The following is an 18,638-nucleotide window of genomic DNA, read 5'->3' on the forward strand; positions in this document are numbered from 1 at the left end:
TCGCTCTAGCGTTCCGCGGTCACGCTGAACAGCTCGTCGCGCAGCGCCTTCGCGCGGTCGCGGCCGAACTGCATCTCGAATTCGTCCTGCGCGGCCTGCCATGCGACCCGCGCCCGCGCGAACGTATGCTCGCCCTGCTTCGTGAGGCTCAGCGCATGCGCGCGCGCATCGTGCGCAGACGCGGCCGTCGCGACGAAACCGTCGCGCTGCAGCGGCTTCAGCGCGCGCAGCAGCGTCGTGCGATCCATCACGAGCGCATCGGAGAGTTCGCTCATCAGCAGGCCGGGCTGGCGCGCCAGGTTCGCCATGATCGAGAACTGGGCGGGCGTGACCCCGACCGGGGCCAGATGGCGCTCGTACAGTTGCGTGACGAAGCGCGCCGCCTGACGCAACGCGAGACAGTTGCACGCCTGGGCAATCGAAGTGTCGTTCATGCTCCGCAATTTATATGTGCATATGCATAAAGTCAATGTACACTCCGCCGTAACAAGGCCGGCAGCCGGCCCTCGCGTCAAGGAGACGGACATGGACTACATCGACAAGCTGCGGATTTTCCGGTCGGTGGTGGAGATGCGCAGCTTCACGCGCGCCGCCGACATGCACGGCCTCGCACGGCCTGTCGTGTCGCGCGCGGTCGCGGATCTGGAAGCGCGTTTCGGCAGCCGGCTGCTGCACCGGACCACCCGCCAGGTGTCGCTGACCGAAACGGCCGAGCGCATCTACGAGCGCTGCGCGGCCGTGCTCGACGAACTCGACTCGCTCGAAGCGGAAGCGCAGGCCTCGACGCGCGAGCCCGAAGGCCTGCTGCGCCTCGTCGCGCACACGACGGCCGCGCTGAACCAGCTGGTGCCGCTGATCGCCGGCTTCAAGGCCGCTCACCCGAGGGTGCGCCTCGACGTGACGCTGACCGAGCGCCCGGTCGATCTGGTCGGCGAAGGCTACGACATCGGCATCGTCGTGCCGTACATGCTGACGAACGAATCGACCGTCGTGCGGCTCATCGAACGGATTCCGCTCGTGATCGTCGCGACGCCCGCGTATCTGCAAGCCCGTTCGCACCCGGTCACGCCGGCCGACCTCGCCGACCATCCGTTCGTGCCGATGTCGCCGTCGCTGCGCCGGCCCGCGCTGTCGTTCCGCGTCGACGGCAACACGCTGACCGTGCCGTTCCGCTTCGACATCTCGTCGAACAGCCCCGTCTTCAACCGCGAAATGGTGATGCATGACTTCGGCATCGGCGTCGTGCCGAAGACGCTCGTCGGCGCCCAACTCGCGTCGGGCGCGCTCGTGCAGTTGCTGGCCGACGCCGATCTCGTCGACGGGTTCGTCGAGATCAAGCTCGCGTACGCGAACCGCGCGCTGCTGCCCGCGAAGGTCAAGGCGTTCATCGACTACACGGCCGCCTACTGCGACCGCGAAGGCTGGATTGTTCCGGCCGCGGCCTGATCCGGCGCGCGAACGCACCGGTCGGCCGCCGATTGGTACAGCCGCGACACCAATCTGATCCTGCCCCGGCCATCGATTCGCGCCGCCCCCTCGCCCTAATATGTGTACATGCACAAGACCACGCTCACCGATGACGATTGCTTCGCCGTCCGGCAAGCCGCCCGCCGGATCTCGCAGTTCTACGAACGTTATCTGTCGCAGGCGGGCGTGACGCCGTCGCAGTACAGCATTCTCGCGTTGCTGCGAGACCGGCCGGGCCTGACGATGGCGACACTGTCGGCCGTGCTGGTGATCGAACGCACCGCGCTGCTGCGCGCGCTCAAGCCGCTCGTCGGCGCGGCGCTGGTGGCGGGCCGGATCGAGCCGCCGTGCCGCCGCCAGACGTTCGCGCTGACCGAGCACGGCGAAACGAAGATCGCCGACGCGCAGGTGCACTGGCTCGCCGCGCAGGAAGCGTTCGAGCAGCGGTTCGGGTCGGCGCAGGCGGCCCGCCTCAGAGACGAATTGTTCCGGATCACGCACAACCTGCCGGAGCGCTAGCCCCTTCCCCGATCGACGACACGACGTCGATCGCTTTGATTAGTGCATATACATAGGTGAATCGATGGATACGACCCAAGGCGCTGCCTCATCCCGTGAAGCAGCCACTCTCGACCGGCCCGCGAAGCAACAGCGCCGCGTGCCGTGGATGCGCATCGCGGTGGGCGCCGTCGTCATCGTCGTCGCCGCCGCCGCGCTCGACTGGCTGTTCGTGCTGCGCTTCCAGGAGAGCACCGACGATGCGTATGTCGGCGGCGACGTGACGGTGCTCGCGCCGAAGGTCAACGGCTTCGTCGACAGGATCCTCGTGACCGACAACCAGCGCGTGAAGGCCGGCGACGTGCTCGTGCAGCTCGATGCGCGCGACTACGACGCGAAACTCGCACAGGCCAGCGCCGAAGTCGACAGCGCGCGCGCCGCCGTGACCGAACTCGAGGCGAAGCAGCAACTGCAATACGCGGTGATCGGCCAGCAGGCGGCCGACAAGAGCGCGTCGTCGGCCGAGCTGACGCGTGCCGCATCGGATCGCGTGCGCTACCGCGAGCTCGTGAAATCCGACGCCGTGTCGAACCAGATCGTCGAACGCGCGGATGCCGATTACGCGAAGGCCGGCGCCGCCGTCGAGCGCAGCGACGCCGCGCTGCTCGCATCGAAGCGGCAGCTCGACGTGCTCGGCGCGCAACTCGCCGACGCGCGGGCCCGCGTGAACACCGCGCTTGCCGCGCAGCGCGTCGCCGCGCTCAACGTCGAATACACGACGATCCGCGCGCCGGTCGACGGCTACGTCGGCAATCGCACGGGCCGCGTCGGGATGCTCGCGAACGTCGGCGTGCCGCTGCTGACGATCGTGCCGGCTTCCGGACTGTGGATCGACGCGAACTTCAAGGAAGACCAGCTTCGCAAGATGCACGCGGGCGATCGCGTCGACGTGTCGCTCGATGCATCGAGCACGCGCCTGCACGGCCGCGTCGACAGCCTCGCCCCCGCCACCGGCGCCACCTTCAGCGTGCTGCCGCCCGAGAACGCGACCGGCAACTTCACGAAGATCGTCCAGCGCGTGCCGGTGCGCGTGCATCTCGATCCGCAGCCGGGCCTCGACCACGTGCTGCGCCCCGGCCTGTCCGCGGTCGTGACCGTGCATACCGATCACGCGAACTGAGCGGGAGACGACGATGACCACCGCGTTTTCCGGCGACCCGGCGTCGCAACCGACCAAGCAGCGCGTGTTCGCCTTCGCGCTGATGTGCGTCGGCTTCTTCATGGCGACGCTCGACATCCAGATCGTCGCGTCGTCGCTGCGCGACATCGGCGGCGGCTTGTCCGCGAGCCAGGACGAACTGTCGTGGGTACAGACGGCCTACCTGATCGCCGAGATCATCGTGATCCCGATGTCGGGCTGGCTGTCGAAAGTGATGTCGACGCGCTGGCTGTTCACCGCATCGGCCGTCGGCTTCACGATCACCAGCATGCTGTGCGGGCTCGCGTGGGACATCAATTCGATGATCCTGTTTCGCGGGCTGCAGGGTGCGCTCGGCGCCGCGATGATCCCGACCGTGTTCACCACCGCGTTCGTGCTGTTCCCCGGCAAGCAGCGGCTGATCGCATCGACGACCATCGGCGCGCTCGCATCGCTTGCCCCGGCGATCGGCCCCGTGATCGGCGGCTGGATCACCGATCAATGGTCGTGGCACTGGCTGTTCTACCTGAACCTCGTGCCGGGCATCGCGGTGGCCTTGCTCGTGCCGCGCTACGTGCATATCGACGAACCCGACCTCAGCCTCATCAAGCGCGGCGACTATCTCGGCATCGCGCTGATGTCGGGTTTCCTCGGCTGCCTCGAATACGTGCTGGAGGAAGGCCCGCGCAAGAACTGGTTCGGCGACGACGCGATCGTGATCTGCGCATGGATCTCCGGCATCTGCGGCTTCCTGTTCATCGTGCACGCGCTGACCGCGAAGGATCCGATCGTCGACCTGCGCGCGCTCGCGGTGCGCAACTTCGGGATCGGCAGCCTGCTGTCGTTCGTGACCGGCATCGGGATCTTCGTGACCGTGTTCCTGACGCCGCTGTTCCTTGCGCAGGTGCGCGCGTTCAGCTCGCTGCAGATCGGCCTGGCGCTGCTGTCGGTCGGCGCGTTCCAGCTGATTGCGCTCTGTGCGTATGCGTTCGCCGCGCGCTTCTTCAGCCTGCGCGCGCTGCTCGTGTTCGGGCTGATCTGCTTTGGGCTCGGCTGCTACCTGTACACGCCGATCACGCACGACTGGGGCTGGCGCGAACTGCTGCTGCCGCAGGCGCTGCGCGGCATCGGCCAGCAGTTCAGCGTGCCGCCGATCGTGACGATGGCGCTCGGCTCGCTGCCGCAGTCGCGCCTGAAATCGGCGAGCGGACTGTTCAACCTGATGCGCAATCTCGGCGGGGCGATCGGCATCGCGGTGAGCGCGACGATGCTCAACGACCGGCTGAACTTTCACTATCTGCGCCTGAACGAGCACGTGAGCGCCGGCCAGCCGCAGATCGCATCGCTGCTCGATCGCCAGGCCGCGTACTGGGCGTCCGTGGCCGGCAACACGCTGGACACCGCGCAAGCCGGCCTGGCGAACCTGCACCACCTGATCTATCGCGAAGCGCTGACGCTCACGTATGCGGATGCGTACTACGCACTGTCGCTGTGCTTCGTCGTCGCGCTGATCGCGGTCGTCTTCTCCAAACCCATTTCCCTGAACGCGCCGCCGCCGGACGCGCACTGAGGTTGAGGTCATCACCATCATGAAAAAACTTCTCGTCGCCCTCGCCGTCAGCGCACTCGCCGCAGGATGCGCGGTGCAGCCCGCGCAGCATCCGGCGCTTCAGGATTCGGTTCGAACGCTCGCGCCCGATGGTTGGGATACCGATGTGCCGCGTGCGGACATCGACGCCGCCGCGTGGTGGGCGCAATTCCACGATCCCGTGCTCGACCGGCTGATCGCCACCGTGCTCGACGGCAACCTCGATCTGCAGGCGGCCGCCGAACGCGTGAAGCAGGCGCAGGCACTGACCGTGCAAAAGCGCGCGGTGCTGCTGCCCGAACTTGACGCGACCGCGCATGCGGCCGACGCACGCCAGAACACGCCGCCGCCGCTCGGCTATGTGCGACAGGCCGGCGCGGGGCTCGCGCTGAGCTGGTCGCCCGACGTGTTCGGCGGCGAACGGCTCGACCTGCTTGCCGCACAAGCCGAGCTGGTCGGGCAGAAGCATGCGGAGGATGCGATGCGGCTCGCGCTCGCGGCCGATGCGGCTTCCGCATATGTCGATCTGCGCTGGGCGCAGCAGGAATTGAAGATCCTGCAGGACAACGCGAAGATCCGGCAGCATGCGCTCGAACTCACGCGCAAGCGGCAGGCGTTCGGGCTGTCGACGGAGCTCGACGTCACGCGCGCGCAGAACCAGCTCGACGCGCTCGAAGCGCGGATTCCGCCGACGCAGGCGCAGATTGCACATCAGCTCAATCTGATCGCCGTGTATTCGGGGCGCACGCCGGAATCGGTCGATCGGCTCGTGCTCGCGCAGGCTGGGGAGATTCCGGCGCCGCCGGTGGGCGCACCGGGGACGTTGCCTTCGCAGGCGTTACTGCGGCGGCCGGATGTGCTGACGGCGTATGCGCAGGTCGAGCGACGGGCGGCGCAAGTCGGCGTGGCGAAGGCCGAACGGTATCCGAAGTTTTCGTTGAACCTGACGGACGGGATTCTGGCCGCTTCCTATCTCGGGTTGCCCACGTTGACCGATAACCTGTTCAGTGCCGCGTTGAGTGCAACGAGTCCGATCTTCAATGCGGGGCGGATTACCGCCGATATCGCGCAGAGCGAAAGCCGGATGCGCGAGTCGGAACTCGGGTTACGGCAGACGATGCTGCAGGCGTTGCGGGAAGTCGAGGATGCGCGGGCGAATCTCGTCAGTTCCGATGAGGCGTCGCGCAGGCTTGATAGTGCGCTTGCTGCTTCGGATAAAGCGCTTGGGTTGGCGAATCAGCTCTATAAAGGTGGCGCGACGGATTTTCTGGATGTGCTGTCCGCGCAGGAGGTTTATCTGCGGGATTCGGATTCGCTCAATCAGGTCAAGCGCGAACATGCGCTGGCGGCAGTGGCGCTTTATCGGTCGCTCGGGGGTGGGTGGAGCAGGAATGATGCGGCGGGTGAGACGGCGGTGGAGGCGGTGGCGAAGAACAACTGAGCCGTGTAAGGCTGGACACTGCCCTTTCAGTCAGCGCCGGATTAGCTATGAGCTTGCCTGGATGTCACCTCATCAAGGGCAGTAATCGACCCGAAGCGGCCGATCGAGCGTCCGGACGGTTAAGGACTGGTGCGAGGTTAATGCAGCCGTTCGGACCCGCGCCGGCCGTTACGGGGCGAGGCACCAGGTTGACCACAAGATGCACCGCCATTCGAATACGCCCGCGCGCCCCCTACCTTGAGCAAATGATGGGATGCGATTCACTTGCTGCAGACCGCAACAGCGCGAATCAGGCGCAGTGCGCATACGGGTCTACCGTCAAGGCCGCGATTGCCGACCAGTCGAGATCGCCCATGCCCGCATTGACCGTTTCGGCCATCTGGCCATGGACGGCAGCGAGCATCGGGAGTGTGCGGCCAGCCTGTTCGGCAGCTTCGGAGGCCAGACGAAGATCTTTTAAGCCAAGCGCGGCCTTGAAACCAGGTTGATACGCGTTCCGGATGATATTGCCGGAATAGGTCTGGTAAGGACGGCTGCCGAACAGCGTGCCCAGGATCAACTCGAAAAATCGCTCTCGTGAAAGCCCGTTCGTCTCGGTGAGAACGACGGCTTCCGCCATCGCTTGAATGGCCATCGTGATCATCATGTTGCAGGCGATTTTCGCAGCATAGGCCGTGGACGGCTCTTCGCCCATGTCCCAGACGCGTTTGCCGATGATGTCCAGTGCCGGCATGACTTTCTCCAGCGCGGCAGGCGCGCCGGCGGCGAGCACGTTGAGTTCGCCCCTGGCGGCGACATCCGGCCGCCCCAGCACCGGCGCAGCGACAAATGCGACGCGCGCCGCTCGATGCAACTCCACCAGTTCCCGTGCGAACGCCACCGAGATCGTCGATGCCACGACATGCACCAGTCCTGGCCGTGCATGAAGCAGAAGACTTGTGTCCAGCAGGACGTTGCGGATTGCCGCGTCGTCGGACAGCATCGTCAAGGTCATATCGGCCTGCAACGCTTGCACCGGCGTTTCAACCATGCGCACGCCTTCGACATGCCCGCCCGAACGATTCCACACCGTGACGGCATGACCGGCAGCGACCAGATTGCGGGCCATTTCCCGGCCCATTGCACCCAGGCCAATTATTCCGATTTCCATTTGACTCTCCTCGCGAATGGCCGCGTTCACAATGTCGCTTGCACCGGGTTCGATGCTTCCGTGTGTTCGATGAGCCAGTTCAGCACCGGCATCAGTGCATCGTCGGAGTTCTTCTCGTAGATCAACCCGTGGCCGTTGCCGAACACACCATGGTCGGGAAGATGCAGCACTTCAGCCCGACTGCCGGATGCCTTGAGTTGCTCGATAGTGGGTCGACTGGCGGCCGCGAAGGCAGAGGCCTCCGCCGTGACGGCCACGATCGGCAAACCGGCGAGCCGAGGCAGCCGATGTGTACCCGGCGCGGCCGCGCGCAGCGCTTCAGGCGAAGCAACGGGCGGCTCCCAGTTCAGGGGCGCCGCTGCGAGGCCCCATGTCAGCGAGCCGATATTCGGAATCTCCGCGAACGGAGGGCCCATCGGCTCGACGGCGACGATCGCTTTCACCAGGCCGGGCCGACGATCGGCCACCAGCCAGCCGACCGGCCCCGACGCCGAGTGCGTCAGCAGGATCGCCGGGCCGATCCTGTCCAACAGCTTTGCGATCCGGTCCGCTTCCATGTCTTCGGAAAACGCGAGGTCTGCGGGAAGCGGGCCATAACCCGCGATGAACTCGTCCATCGCGGCTTCGTCGTCACGGGCAAAAGGCCATTGCGTGTGCCGACCTTCGTATTCGCTCGGGAAGTAGATATGGCGGCCGTGTTCATACGAAAACGCCGGCCCCATCGGTCCCATGGTCTCGACGTGGAAAGGAGACCTTCCCTGTCCGGGACGGTCGGCAACGAGAACCGCATAGCCCGCTTCCACCAGGCGCTGTGCCCAGCCTGGCCGGCCATCCGGTGTGTCGAACCACTCGGTTCCCTGATAGCCGCCGCCATGCAGAAGCACGACCGGCCACGGGCGAGTCACCTGCTCCGGCGCTTCCCATTCGACAAAGAGCGGGCCGCATTGGCAGGTCTCACCGTTTAGATTGATCCGATCGCCCGGAATCCACATATGACCGCGACGTACGGTGCGCGGGGCAACTTGTGTCCAGAAAGCCAAGGTCATTCTCCTGTTTGTAGCTTGACGGGTGCGTGGCGCGCGAGTCGTGCATCGACCCGATCAGAACCGGGCGACGTGCAAGCGTTTGGGGAACATGTCGGTGAAGGTCGCGACGTCGGCCATGACCTGCACGGCTTCCGGGGATCCAAACGCGGCTTCGATGGCCGCCTCGTCGCGAAAAATGCATTCGCAGATCACCACGGTGCCAACGTGCGTCAGCGCCGGAAAGAAAGCCGCGACACGCTCAAGACCGTAGCGCCGCCATGCCTGCATCACGAGCGGCAGGTGATATTCGACGTAGTAGCTCCGGTCAAAGCGTTCGTCGGGTGTGCCCTCGTAGGTGACATACACGGTCGTTGATGTGATGCGCGACATGACAATCTCCGTTCTGCCTGGTTGTTCGATCTGCCCCACGCGTCATGACGGATTTCAATCCGCAGGGAGGCCGCGAGGACGTGACGACATACGCGACGGATCCCAGTCTCGCAAATTCAATTTCGTACGGCAATTCAATATAATGAACATCTTCCGTTCATTTCTGTGGGTGCGTGAGTATGGAGTGGAGCGATGTCAGGATCTTCCTCGCGATCGCGCGCGCAGGGACGCTCGGTGCCGCGGCACGTGCGCTGCATCTCAGTCATCCGACTATCGGGCGACGGCTTCGCGCGCTTGAAGAATCGATGGGACAGGTACTGTTTCAGCGAACCGCGGACGGTTTTGTCCTGACTGAGGAAGGCACCGCTATCCTGCCGCTGGCCGAGCAAATGGAAGACAGCGCGTTGACCATGGAGCGCAGGCTGACCGGTGAGCAGGCGAAGCTGGAAGGAACGCTCAAGGTGTCGTCGGCCGACTGGTTTGGCGCCTATGTCCTGCCGCCCGTGATTGCCGAGTATTCGCGCGAATATCCGCTCGTTGAAATCGAGATCCTGACAGGCACACGCCTGTTCAACCTGGCGCAGCGTGAAGCGGACGTCGCTTTCCGCATCGTTCCGTTCGACGGGCCCGATATCGTGCAACGACGTCTGACCCAGATGCGATACGGCGTCTACGTGGCGACCACGAGTGCCGATCCCGTGGAAGGCGATGGCATGGGGCACCGCCTGATCGCGATGGATACGTCAACGGGCAGCTTTCCGGATATCGACTGGCTCAGAAATCGTTTCCCCAACGCGGGCATCGTATTGCAGTCGAACAACCGAAATGTCCAGGCGCAGATGTGCGGCAGAGGGTTGGGCATTGCCGTATTGCCGCGGCCTGTCGGCGATCAGCTCGCTACCATTCGCAGGCTCGATTTGAGCGATGAGCCGCCGCATCGGGACATCTGGATGGGCTACCATCGCGACCTCAGGCGGCTGAATCGATTACGCGCCTTCGTGGATCTCGCGATTAAACACGTTGGATGCTAGTCGATGGACGCGAATCGGACTGTAGCGTCTCGCGAGCCAGTTGACGCCACACTTCCAGATCATTGTTGGGAGCGTGTCTGAAACGCCGCATGAGGGCGCTGATCATATCGGTTGTGGCGAATCGTTCACCTGAGACAGGACATCTTTCGTCGCCGCCGAAAAGGTTACGGGGGAATCGAGCGTGACTGTGCCTGATTGACGTGGCCGCGCGGGCCACGAACCGCTCGTCGTCAAACTGCTGCGGTGGCGGATGTCAGCCGAAGGGGACGATCACGCTTCCCCGAAGCCGGCCACACCACATCTTGCGCTCCTAGCCGACCGCCGATTGGTTAGGTATTCGGTAGATGACGGACATGTATTTGGGTGTTTCGCACCGCTCCACGACGACACCACCAAGCGATTCGGCAATGCGGCGACTCGGATAATTTTGTTCAGCGACCGGGTAAGTAAAGCTCTCGATGCCAAGTGCCAAGCTTGCCCACGTCGCCACAAGACCCACGGCGTCACGACCAAAGCCTTGCTTGTGGAAGTCTTCCCGAATCCAAATGCCTAATTCCGCGCTTGCGTTCCGAACACGATGGAGTCCGGCCAATCCAAGGAAGCTCCTGTCATCCCGTTGACGGATTGCAAATACAAAGTCCGTCCCCTCGGCTATGGTCAGCAACCAACCCCGCCAGATGCAATCGAAGTCGCCTCTGTTAGCGGGGGGTTCCCATGACATGAAACGAGTAAGTGAAGGTGTGATGCAGCGAAACGTGGCGTCAGCGTCGTCAGCCGAGAATGGCCGAATCGAAAGCCGCTCCGAGTCAATTTGGATTTCTTCCGAGCGTAGCGGCATTTTTTCCCCTATTTGCCTTCTGCTGCCGTCGGATTGTGGACGATCTACGTCTCTCTGTCGAATGACTCTTGCTGGCCGAACCCAACCGGTTGTCATCCCGGCGGTTCGCGACGGGCTCAACCGACCCGTTGCGGGCATCCAGCTCTCTCCAAAGCAGTCGTTGAGTCACTGCAAACAGTGTGCGAGTGATATCAATATTGATGATCCGTGCAATGCTACTTAGGCAGACGACCGTAGACACGGCCTCCATTCCGGGCTCGTCTGCGGATGAAGTGCCGCATTCTGCTCGACGGGGCAAACGACGCCGAGCTCGTGCAGATCCTCAAGAATGTCAGCGATGTATTGCTTCGCGCTGCGGCCACCGACGATCAACCAGTCGTCGTAGTAGAAATCTTCTGATTTGGCGAGCCAATCAGCGATCGCATCAAGCGTCGTCCGGTGATTCACAGCGTTCAGAATGTGAAGCGCCTTCATTATGCCGATTGCCACACTTCCTGAACGCGATTTACCTTCAATCATTGCTCACCTTCATTCAAAGAGTGCATGCGCCGTCGGGAGCATCAGACACAGCGACAGTCTCGTAGTGGCTCGGCCAGCGGTAGGCACTAGTCGGTTGGAGAGGTCCATATCCCGCTGCAGTCGACAAACTCCGCTCATCGTCACGAGATCAAGGTGAGCGGTATAGGGCTAGCGATGTGCGGTAGTTCCAGCCTCGTGCTTCTGCTAGTCGTTGATCGTACATCCTCTGTCGATCAACCAATCCCATACTCAACGCGGCCATGGCCATATATTCTAGTACGCGCCAGTTCGCGCTGTCCCCCTTGCTGAAAGCAGCCTCGATGGCGTCCAGTGCGAATTCGAGTTCGTTGTGCGTCAGGAAATCTTCAAACTCGTAGATCTCATCCGCGCACACACCTTCGGCAGTTTCCGAGATATGGGCTCGGGCCTCACGAAGATACTCCGAGGTCCTGATCCAGCTTGGGTGAAGCTCGGAATCAGCAGGCATATGATTTTCCCGTAGTTCTGACGTGCCCAATTGTCCACAATCTGGGCTCAGCGGTCGAATGCCCGTTCGTGGTGGCCTAGCGACCGACGGCGGCCGCCCTGTATCTGTGGCCTCCGCTTCCCGACGTAGCGTCTACGCCGGTGACTTCCACTCCCCCGCCCAGAGGTCGAAATAGTTAAAGGCAGAGATGCGGCCGAGCACAACTTGCTCCCCGATGTCATCGACGACCTTGAATGGGACGGATATCCCGAAATATCCTTCCGGCAGGGGAAAGATCTCGGCGAATGGAGCCACACTGCCCAATTTCTCGACCACTTCCGCGTGGCTCGCGGCCACAACCACTACTTGAATGCCCATCAGCGCTTGAACTCCACCGTGGCCACATCACAGAGTTGCGTTCGGACTTGATCAATTGTTGGCTCGCTCACCGATTGCCCACGGACATCATAGACAAGTCTACATTTCCAAGACTCTGAAGGCAGGTGCGGCCGACCATTCAGAATTCGCGCACGGTTGTACTCGACGCTGAGCCGCGCGGCTTCAGTTGATTCCAAGCTGTGGTTGGCTACCAAAACGAACTCGCCCAGCTCTGGGCTTACCATTTCCGGTGTGAACATTTAAGTCCTCTCCGCCATAAAAACGCGATTCTACTGGGGCCATCCGTGCATGACGCGCGGGCGAGAAGCCGGGACTGCGATACGTGGCGTACCGGCTTGCTGAGGATGCGGCGGATTGCCAAGGGCGATTGTCGGCAATCTAGCCACACAAGTTGAGCGACCGCAACCGATAGCGGCCACTCGTTGTTGGGTTTCCGCGTTGGTATGATTCGCATCTGATTGAGACGGATCGAGATAGATCAACTATGAAACTCGAAATCGAGGGCAGACCGATAAACACCGTGCCGACTCCGATACAGGTTACACGTGCGCTTAAGTCGCTGCGAAGCTACGGCAAGTCATCCTATGCGTCATTGACTGATGATGCAGGCAATTACGTGCAAGTAGCCGGCGGTGGCGCCAGCTGTATGATCGAGCGCTTTGAATTCGGCGCGCAACGATGGAGAGCCTTCCATAACAAACCTTCGTCTGTACGCCCTGACGGCACGATCCTGGTCTTCCGAGCGGGCAACCTTCCAATGCGCTCAGATGAATGGTTCACGGCCGATCAGGTCGTGGAAGCATTTCTGGCTTTCCTTGGCGGAACATCGTATCCGCCATTTGTTCACTGGCGGTCAGCGCCGGACCTCTGAGCTTGAGGCCCTCAGTGAGCCGTCTCGAAGCAAGTAGGCCGACTGGCGCTCGTACGCAGCGGGTGAATAGGGTTGCCGATCAAGATCGGCCTGCACGCTATATTCTCCGTAGCCTACAAATTCATAGTAGACAGCCATAGTCTCTGCATGTGAACGCGTCCAGAATGTCCAGACCCATTCACTTCCAGGTTCATTAAGCGCACGTGCTGCGTCGCCATCTGGTCCATATGGAATGCATGCTGGAAGCGATTGTCCGTGCCCGTTGGGGCATAGCCAAATCTCATGCAGATATCCGAGAGAGTGTTTCATTTCGGGGCGGCCTAGATTAGTGATTCGGTCGTCATGTGCGAACGCGTGGCAATCGAACTCTTGAACGAAACATTGTCAACCATCTCCGTACTTGTAGCGAGTGTCTCTTCCTGGCCGGCTACTGCCTGATGCGGTCGACCCGTTGCCGACCATCGATCTGTCGCCACCTCGACGGCCGCTCTCAAGAGAGCACCGGCCGTCGGTCACCGATGCCCCCAGGCCGGTCGGCAATCCCTTACCGCGCCCGGCATGCAGGTCGTCGACCGAGCATGCAGCCAGCCGGTCATATCGCCACCAACACGGCGAGCTACATGCGTTGACGCTTGGGCGTCAGCGCGTCGTGCTGCGTCATTCACTGCGATCAGCGCAGCGTACGGAAACTCACACGAAGCTCTTCCGATAGCGCCTGAGGCTGCTCCCACGCTGCAAAGTGCCCACCTTTCGACAAACGATTGAAGTGAACCAGCCTGGGATAGGCGGCTTCCGCCCAACTCTTCGGAGCAGCGCAGATTTCGTCAGGAAAAACGCTGACGGCCACCGGAATCACGACATGTTTCGGGGCAAAGAAGCTCAGCTTGCTCTCCCAGTACAGTCGCGCCGATGAGGCAGCCGTGTTCGTCAGCCAGTACAACGTGACGTTGTCGAGAACGTCGTCTCGCGTCAGTCCCTCAGACTCGCCATTGAAGACGCGTGCAATGAGTGCGAGGCCCGAGGCGTCGTGGTCCAGCATCCACGCTGCGAGGCCGACGGGCGAATCTTCGATCGCATATAACGTCTGCGGTCGGTTTGCCATTTCCTGCGCATAACCGAGCCCGTGCTTGTAGAAGAAATCGAGTTGGTCGAACGCGTGTTTTTCATCCGATGAGAGTCCGGACGGTGCTGGTTCGCCGAATTTCAGTGCCGTCGCGATGTTGTCCGGCACGGTTGCCGGCATGTTGGTGTGAATGCCGAGCAGCCCCGGCGGCTTCAACAGGGCCATTTGCTCCGTGACCGCATTTCCCCAATCACCGCCTTGCGCGACGTATCGCTCATACCCGAGACGTCGCATCAGCGCGACCCACGCGCGAGCGATGCGCTGTGGATCCCAGCCAGTCGTCGTTGGTTTGCCCGAGAAACCATACCCGGGCAACGAGGGAATCACGACGTCGAAAGCATCCGACGGCGACCCGCCATGCGCTGTCGGATTGGTGAGTGGATCGATAATTTTCAGCTGTTCGACGATCGAACCCGGCCAGCCGTGCGTGACAATGATCGGTAACGCGTTTTGATGTTTCGACCGCACATGAATGAAGTGAATGTCGAGCCCGTCGATTTCGGTCACAAATTGTGGCAACGCGTTGAGCCTCGCCTCGACCTTGCGCCAGTCGTATCGCGTCGCCCAGTAGTCGGCGAGCTTTTGCATCGTCGCAAGCTGCACACCCTGCGAAGTATCGTGCACCGTCTCGCGCTCGGGCCACCGTGTTGCCTTGATGCGTCGCCGTAATTCGACGAGCTGCGACTCCGGCGCATGCACGTGCAACGGCCGGATCGCGGTTTCGTCGCCGCCGGCCGACGTGGCGATGTCGCCGACAGGCCTGTCCGCGCCGGCGAAGGTGGCCGCATTGAACGAACCCGCCACGGCAGCTGCCACTGCGACGCCCATGAAATGACGGCGCGATGTGGCCGTCGGAGAAACATCCATTGACATACAAACTCCAGTTCGCAGTACAGAAAGTCGGTGAATCAACCAATACGACGAGTGCGTCTATCGATTGCCTTTTATATCTGTACTACTTATTTATGTGAATGAACAATACAGATCCGTTTGCTACGCTTACGCGAGATACCCCGTTACGCCATCCCAAAGCAGTTTCACCGCGGCCACCATCAGCAGTCCGTAGCAGGCTCGATAAACCTGGCGTTGATCCAGTTTCGCGTGAAGTCGCCAACCGGTCACGACACCAGCGGGAATTGCACAGAGGCAGGCCGCCATCACGATCCAGACATTGCCCGTCGGCCTGGCCAGAAGCAGCCATGGCAATGCCTTGGTCGCGTTCCCCACCGTAAAGAACAGGCTCGTCGTCCCCGCATACACTTCCTTGCTGAGGCCAAGAGACAGCAGATACATTGCGAGCGGCGGCCCACCCGAGTGCGCGACCATCGTGGTTACGCCCGAGGCGAAACCCGCTGTGATTGCCTTTGGCCTGGAACGCGGACGGACCGCCAACGCTGCGCCTCCGACCAACCATAGTCCGACGAAGATCAGCGTAATCACCGCCATCACGATCGCGATCGCGCGGTGATCGAGGACTCGGAAGGTCAGATAGCCGACGCCGATGCCGGTCACGAGTCCCGGCAGAAGCAACACCAGGTCCGGCTTCGACCATGTCGAAGGCTTCCAGTAGCGCAACGCGAACAGATCCATTGCGATGAACAGCGGTGCGAGCATTCCGCCCGCGGTAACCGGATCCATCACCAACGACAGAAGCGGAATACCGACGATCGAAAAGCCGCCGCCGAAGGCCCCTTTCATGAACGAGATCACGAACACACCCGCAAAGGCGATCAGTATCGTGATGAAGGTCAGTTGCAAATCCATTCCGGTCGACGAAATCATCCTGATGACCTCGCGCGGTCGACGTCACACCCGCCCAGCAGGCATGACGATCCCGTCGTCCTTCCCGCATACGCGGGGCGGGCGGCAATCGAAGAAGTGCACGGCATATTGCGTCTCCATGAATGCTCCGAGGTCAATGCGATGCCTGCGCGGATTCCGTCGAAACGAGGCGCGTGCACATTGGCCGTAGAAGCGCTGCAATCCCGGTACAATCGGGCGGTGAAGACAGAATGCACCGCCCCATCACTCGGTGCAATAAATACATTTACCTCAGCGCAATATATATTGAACTCGGTACATTGAATGTCAAAGTCGGAATACCTGAAGTTGGCCGACATGATCGCCGCGGACATTGCTGACGGAACGCTCAGGCCGGGCGACCAGCTTCCTCCGCAGCGGAATTTCGCGGATCAGCGAAAGATCGCCGTGTCGACGGCCAGCAGGGTCTATGCAGAGTTGTTGCGACGAGGGCTCGTCGTCGGCGAGGTAGGGAGAGGAACGTTCGTTTCGGGCAACGCAAGACGCGGAGCAGCGGCGCCAAGCGAACCGCGGGACGTCCGGATCGATCTGGAGTTCAATTACCCGATACTTCCCGACCAAACGACACTTATCGCGAGGAGCCTGAGCGGGCTCGAAAGCGCTACCGAGCTCGCGAGCGCCCTGAGCCAGGCAACAAGCAGTGGAACGCCCGCTCTGAGGAACGTCTCCGCCGCATGCCTGGCGCGCGACGGTTGGGCGCCTTCTCCCGAGCAATTGGTCTTCACGGGGAACGGACGACAAAGCATTGCCGCCGCGGTCGGCGCCATTGTTCCGACGGGCGGGCGCTGCGGTGTCGAATCCTTGACCTACCCGTTTATCAAAGGTATCGCGGTTCGGCTCGGTATCACACTGGTTCCACTCGCGATGGACAAAGGCGGCGTGCGCCCCGACGCTGTACTCAAAGCGCACCGGGAGGCGAATCTTTCGGCGATCTACATTCAGCCCGCAATCCAGAACCCGTTGGGCATGACGATGAATGCTGCGCGGCGGGAGGATCTTTTGCGTGTCGTAGAAAAGCTCGGCATTCCCGTCATCGAGGACAATGTGTACGGTTTCCTCGACGACGAGCCGCCGCTTGCGGCGCTCTCACCGGACAATTGCATTGTGATCGACAGCCTTTCGAAGAAGGTAGCGCCGGGGTTGACGCTGGGATTCGTCGTGGCGCCGCGTAAGTTGCGTGAGACCATGATGGCGTCGGTGCGCTCGGGCGGATGGACGGCATCGGGATTTGCCTTTGCGGCCGCGCAACGCTTGATGAGCGACGGTACGGTTGCCGAACTCGCACGACTGAAACGCCTCGACGCCGTGGCCCGTCAGAAGCTGGCTGCCGACCGCCTGTCGGAATTCAACATTCAGACGAACGGAAAATGCTTTCATCTGTGGTTGACGCTTCCAGCCCATTGGCGCTCGCAGGCGTTAGTCGCAGCCGCAGCCCGACGAGACATCGCGTTGACGCCGTCGACCACCTTCGCAGCCTCGCCGGGCCATGCGCCGAACGCCGTCAGGCTTGCGCTTGCTGCGCCATCCATGGACGAGCTCGACGCGGGTCTGCTGACACTGAGCGGAATCCTGAATTCAAGAGAAGAGGATTTCGCGACGACCGAATAAAGTCTGCGGCGAGACTTTGAATTGGCCCCACGAACGGTTGTACCACCACCTCGCATTGCTCCGAGATCAATACGTTGACTGATCCGAAAACATAATCGGTGCGTTCTCTCACCCATGCTTCGTGAACGGGAGCGGCGCTGTCGCGAAAGCAACGTAGATCCCCACATCTCCGGACAAAGATCGGTTACGCCTTTACTGGCGGAGAAGATAGATCGCTCTGTCTGCGTATGGGTTGTGACCGGCCGAAAATAGACGAAAAGCCGACGTTGGGTGCGCCGGATCGGGCTATGTGCGAATGACGCTCATTGGCCGCCCCCGATCCGTGGCTGCACCGACAAAGCGCGACTGGCTCAACCCGACCCTGAAGACACATTCGGCCGCACCCAAAGCGACCGTCCATGGCCGAACTCAATGGCTGAACTCGGAAGGTCACCGACGCTTGCGTGGCTGCAGACCTTGCTCGCGGGATCAACTTCGATAACCGACGCGAAGAAGCCATGCGATCTCTGCACGCGTTTAACCAGCGCTGCCCTACATTGGCATGGTTGGGATTGGTTACTTGGCTCGGACTTGCACCTCGATCTTCCTGCCCTGCAATTGGTACTCCAATATGCTTCCTTGCGGGGCGCCGAGGTCAATGAGCTTCTGCTTCAGGAATGGGATTCCTCTGTCGAGGTCTATCAGACTAACGTCAACGCCCACCCATTCAATATTGTGCTCTTTCGAAAGCGAAGTACCACCGCCCGTGACTTCACCGAGCTTTGCCGTTTTCAAGGCTTCATCGAGTGGGTCTTCGTACTTGTGCCCTCTCTATCGGCATGATCGCTTCGTTGATTTTGACGAAGACGAACGTCGGCGCCTTTTGGGCCAGGGTCACGCACGGTAGGAGTAGAGCCAGAAGGAACGGGAGAATGCGTTTGCGCAACATGACATTGGGTCGAACGTGCGACTTTGGCGGGCTATCCAGTCGGGAATTTTCGCCAATCTACGCCTCAATGTCGAGTGACCGCTCATGGCTGCTATGCAGCCTCAAGTGTGTTGCATCGACGGGTTGATGAAATCGTTCAGCCGGTGTATCGAAGTTTAGAGTCTTTCGCGGACGCTCATTGAGCCGTCTGGCTACTGCCCTTCGCCTGCCTGTCCTCATTTTGACGATACATTCAGTTGCGCTCGTGTGGATTCAATTCCAGCAGTTGTCGTGCTAG

At 61.6% G+C, this 18,638-nt stretch carries 20 protein-coding genes; 9 read left to right on the forward strand and 11 right to left on the reverse strand.

From position 1 onward, the window contains the following. Positions 1-5 precede the first annotated feature (5 nt). Complete coding sequence (locus LGN17_RS03470) at positions 6-434, reverse strand: MarR family winged helix-turn-helix transcriptional regulator (RefSeq protein WP_226195158.1); 429 nt, start codon at positions 432-434, stop codon at positions 6-8. 91 nt (positions 435-525) lie between these two features. Between LGN17_RS03470 and LGN17_RS03475 the strand changes: the two genes are divergently transcribed. The 5 genes from LGN17_RS03475 (at position 526) to LGN17_RS03495 (ending at position 6,192) form a co-directional block, all read left to right on the forward strand. Beyond that, positions 526-1,446 carry a LysR family transcriptional regulator gene (locus LGN17_RS03475; RefSeq protein ID WP_226195159.1) on the forward strand — a complete coding sequence of 307 codons (921 nt, stop codon included), beginning with the start codon at positions 526-528 and terminating at the stop codon, positions 1,444-1,446. A gap of 108 nt (positions 1,447-1,554) precedes the next feature. Beyond that, positions 1,555-1,986: a MarR family winged helix-turn-helix transcriptional regulator gene (locus LGN17_RS03480; protein WP_175957621.1), complete on the forward strand. Its 432-nt coding sequence runs from the start codon at positions 1,555-1,557 to the stop codon at positions 1,984-1,986. Between the two features lie 64 nt (positions 1,987-2,050). After that, positions 2,051-3,145: an HlyD family secretion protein gene (locus LGN17_RS03485; RefSeq protein WP_226195160.1), complete on the forward strand. Its 1,095-nt coding sequence runs from the start codon at positions 2,051-2,053 to the stop codon at positions 3,143-3,145. A gap of 13 nt (positions 3,146-3,158) precedes the next feature. Next, positions 3,159-4,733 (forward strand): DHA2 family efflux MFS transporter permease subunit, encoded by a 1,575-nt coding sequence (locus LGN17_RS03490; protein WP_226195161.1) that lies wholly within the window; start codon positions 3,159-3,161, stop codon positions 4,731-4,733. 19 nt (positions 4,734-4,752) lie between these two features. Next, the gene (locus LGN17_RS03495) at positions 4,753-6,192 is read left to right on the forward strand and encodes an efflux transporter outer membrane subunit (protein ID WP_226195162.1); all 1,440 of its coding nucleotides are present in this window, start codon (positions 4,753-4,755) and stop codon (positions 6,190-6,192) included. 289 nt (positions 6,193-6,481) lie between these two features. Here the strand turns inward: LGN17_RS03495 and LGN17_RS03500 are convergent, their stop codons facing one another. From LGN17_RS03500 to LGN17_RS03510, 3 genes are read right to left on the reverse strand one after another with little or no spacing between them, the layout of a single operon-like run. Continuing rightward, complete coding sequence (locus tag LGN17_RS03500) at positions 6,482-7,360, reverse strand: NAD(P)-dependent oxidoreductase (RefSeq protein WP_413227000.1); 879 nt, start codon at positions 7,358-7,360, stop codon at positions 6,482-6,484. Between the two features lie 8 nt (positions 7,361-7,368). Next, the gene (locus LGN17_RS03505; protein WP_226195164.1) at positions 7,369-8,382 is read right to left on the reverse strand and encodes an alpha/beta hydrolase; all 1,014 of its coding nucleotides are present in this window, start codon (positions 8,380-8,382) and stop codon (positions 7,369-7,371) included. Between the two features lie 60 nt (positions 8,383-8,442). Further along, positions 8,443-8,757 (reverse strand): EthD family reductase, encoded by a 315-nt coding sequence (locus tag LGN17_RS03510; RefSeq protein ID WP_226195165.1) that lies wholly within the window; start codon positions 8,755-8,757, stop codon positions 8,443-8,445. Positions 8,758-8,936: 179 nt separating this feature from the next. Here LGN17_RS03510 and LGN17_RS03515 point away from each other — a divergent pair, with 179 nt between their 5' ends. After that, positions 8,937-9,788, forward strand: coding sequence for a LysR family transcriptional regulator (locus LGN17_RS03515; protein ID WP_226195166.1), 852 nt, complete (start codon positions 8,937-8,939; stop codon positions 9,786-9,788). A 310-nt stretch (positions 9,789-10,098) separates the two neighbouring features. Here LGN17_RS03515 and LGN17_RS03520 read toward each other — a convergent pair whose 3' ends face one another. From LGN17_RS03520 to LGN17_RS03540, 5 genes are all read right to left on the reverse strand, one after another. After that, positions 10,099-10,626 carry a GNAT family N-acetyltransferase gene (locus LGN17_RS03520; protein ID WP_226195167.1) on the reverse strand — a complete coding sequence of 176 codons (528 nt, stop codon included), beginning with the start codon at positions 10,624-10,626 and terminating at the stop codon, positions 10,099-10,101. A 219-nt stretch (positions 10,627-10,845) separates the two neighbouring features. Continuing rightward, positions 10,846-11,145 (reverse strand): hypothetical protein, encoded by a 300-nt coding sequence (locus tag LGN17_RS03525; protein WP_226195168.1) that lies wholly within the window; start codon positions 11,143-11,145, stop codon positions 10,846-10,848. Positions 11,146-11,293: 148 nt separating this feature from the next. Then, positions 11,294-11,632 (reverse strand): hypothetical protein, encoded by a 339-nt coding sequence (locus LGN17_RS03530; protein WP_226195169.1) that lies wholly within the window; start codon positions 11,630-11,632, stop codon positions 11,294-11,296. A 132-nt stretch (positions 11,633-11,764) separates the two neighbouring features. Then, on the reverse strand, positions 11,765-11,989 hold the full coding sequence (locus LGN17_RS03535; protein ID WP_226195170.1) for a hypothetical protein: 225 nt from the start codon (positions 11,987-11,989) through the stop codon (positions 11,765-11,767). Then, positions 11,989-12,249 carry a hypothetical protein gene (locus LGN17_RS03540; protein WP_072439211.1) on the reverse strand — a complete coding sequence of 87 codons (261 nt, stop codon included), beginning with the start codon at positions 12,247-12,249 and terminating at the stop codon, positions 11,989-11,991. Before LGN17_RS03540 ends, LGN17_RS03535 begins: the two co-directional genes overlap by 1 nt. 245 nt (positions 12,250-12,494) lie before the next feature. On the opposite strand from LGN17_RS03540, the gene LGN17_RS03545 reads away from it, so the two are divergent. Next, positions 12,495-12,881 carry a hypothetical protein gene (locus LGN17_RS03545; protein WP_226195171.1) on the forward strand — a complete coding sequence of 129 codons (387 nt, stop codon included), beginning with the start codon at positions 12,495-12,497 and terminating at the stop codon, positions 12,879-12,881. A gap of 670 nt (positions 12,882-13,551) precedes the next feature. Here LGN17_RS03545 and LGN17_RS03550 read toward each other — a convergent pair. After that, positions 13,552-14,877: an epoxide hydrolase family protein gene (locus tag LGN17_RS03550; RefSeq protein WP_226195172.1), complete on the reverse strand. Its 1,326-nt coding sequence runs from the start codon at positions 14,875-14,877 to the stop codon at positions 13,552-13,554. A 126-nt stretch (positions 14,878-15,003) separates the two neighbouring features. Beyond that, on the reverse strand, positions 15,004-15,786 hold the full coding sequence (locus LGN17_RS03555; RefSeq protein WP_226195173.1) for a sulfite exporter TauE/SafE family protein: 783 nt from the start codon (positions 15,784-15,786) through the stop codon (positions 15,004-15,006). 303 nt (positions 15,787-16,089) lie between these two features. Here LGN17_RS03555 and LGN17_RS03560 point away from each other — a divergent pair, with 303 nt between their 5' ends. Beyond that, the gene (locus tag LGN17_RS03560; protein ID WP_226195174.1) at positions 16,090-17,433 is read left to right on the forward strand and encodes a PLP-dependent aminotransferase family protein; all 1,344 of its coding nucleotides are present in this window, start codon (positions 16,090-16,092) and stop codon (positions 17,431-17,433) included. Between the two features lie 411 nt (positions 17,434-17,844). Further along, positions 17,845-18,255, forward strand: coding sequence for a hypothetical protein (locus LGN17_RS03565; protein ID WP_226195175.1), 411 nt, complete (start codon positions 17,845-17,847; stop codon positions 18,253-18,255). Positions 18,256-18,638: the final 383 nt, after the last annotated feature.

Origin of the sequence: Burkholderia sp. AU30280, from assembly GCF_020420125.1 — a bacterium.
Taxonomy (GTDB): Bacteria; Pseudomonadota; Gammaproteobacteria; order Burkholderiales; family Burkholderiaceae; genus Burkholderia.

Bases quoted from the DNA above. Each gene is read 5' to 3' on its own strand.
- LGN17_RS03495 (WP_226195162.1), top strand. From the start codon at position 4,753: ATGAAAAAACTTCTCGTCGCCCTCGCCGTCAGCGCACTCGCCGCAGGA.
- LGN17_RS03475 (WP_226195159.1), top strand. From the start codon at position 526: ATGGACTACATCGACAAGCTGCGGATTTTCCGGTCGGTGGTGGAGATG.
- LGN17_RS03555 (WP_226195173.1), bottom strand. From the start codon at position 15,786: ATGATTTCGTCGACCGGAATGGATTTGCAACTGACCTTCATCACGATA.
- LGN17_RS03520 (WP_226195167.1), bottom strand. From the start codon at position 10,626: ATGCCGCTACGCTCGGAAGAAATCCAAATTGACTCGGAGCGGCTTTCG.
- LGN17_RS03515 (WP_226195166.1), top strand. From the start codon at position 8,937: ATGGAGTGGAGCGATGTCAGGATCTTCCTCGCGATCGCGCGCGCAGGG.
- LGN17_RS03550 (WP_226195172.1), bottom strand. From the start codon at position 14,877: ATGTCAATGGATGTTTCTCCGACGGCCACATCGCGCCGTCATTTCATG.
- LGN17_RS03565 (WP_226195175.1), top strand. From the start codon at position 17,845: ATGGCTGAACTCGGAAGGTCACCGACGCTTGCGTGGCTGCAGACCTTG.
- LGN17_RS03535 (WP_226195170.1), bottom strand. From the start codon at position 11,989: ATGGGCATTCAAGTAGTGGTTGTGGCCGCGAGCCACGCGGAAGTGGTC.
- LGN17_RS03490 (WP_226195161.1), top strand. From the start codon at position 3,159: ATGACCACCGCGTTTTCCGGCGACCCGGCGTCGCAACCGACCAAGCAG.
- LGN17_RS03540 (WP_072439211.1), bottom strand. From the start codon at position 12,249: ATGTTCACACCGGAAATGGTAAGCCCAGAGCTGGGCGAGTTCGTTTTG.
- LGN17_RS03510 (WP_226195165.1), bottom strand. From the start codon at position 8,757: ATGTCGCGCATCACATCAACGACCGTGTATGTCACCTACGAGGGCACA.
- LGN17_RS03530 (WP_226195169.1), bottom strand. From the start codon at position 11,632: ATGCCTGCTGATTCCGAGCTTCACCCAAGCTGGATCAGGACCTCGGAG.
- LGN17_RS03480 (WP_175957621.1), top strand. From the start codon at position 1,555: ATGCACAAGACCACGCTCACCGATGACGATTGCTTCGCCGTCCGGCAA.
- LGN17_RS03470 (WP_226195158.1), bottom strand. From the start codon at position 434: ATGAACGACACTTCGATTGCCCAGGCGTGCAACTGTCTCGCGTTGCGT.
- LGN17_RS03560 (WP_226195174.1), top strand. From the start codon at position 16,090: ATGTCAAAGTCGGAATACCTGAAGTTGGCCGACATGATCGCCGCGGAC.
- LGN17_RS03545 (WP_226195171.1), top strand. From the start codon at position 12,495: ATGAAACTCGAAATCGAGGGCAGACCGATAAACACCGTGCCGACTCCG.
- LGN17_RS03525 (WP_226195168.1), bottom strand. From the start codon at position 11,145: ATGATTGAAGGTAAATCGCGTTCAGGAAGTGTGGCAATCGGCATAATG.
- LGN17_RS03485 (WP_226195160.1), top strand. From the start codon at position 2,051: ATGGATACGACCCAAGGCGCTGCCTCATCCCGTGAAGCAGCCACTCTC.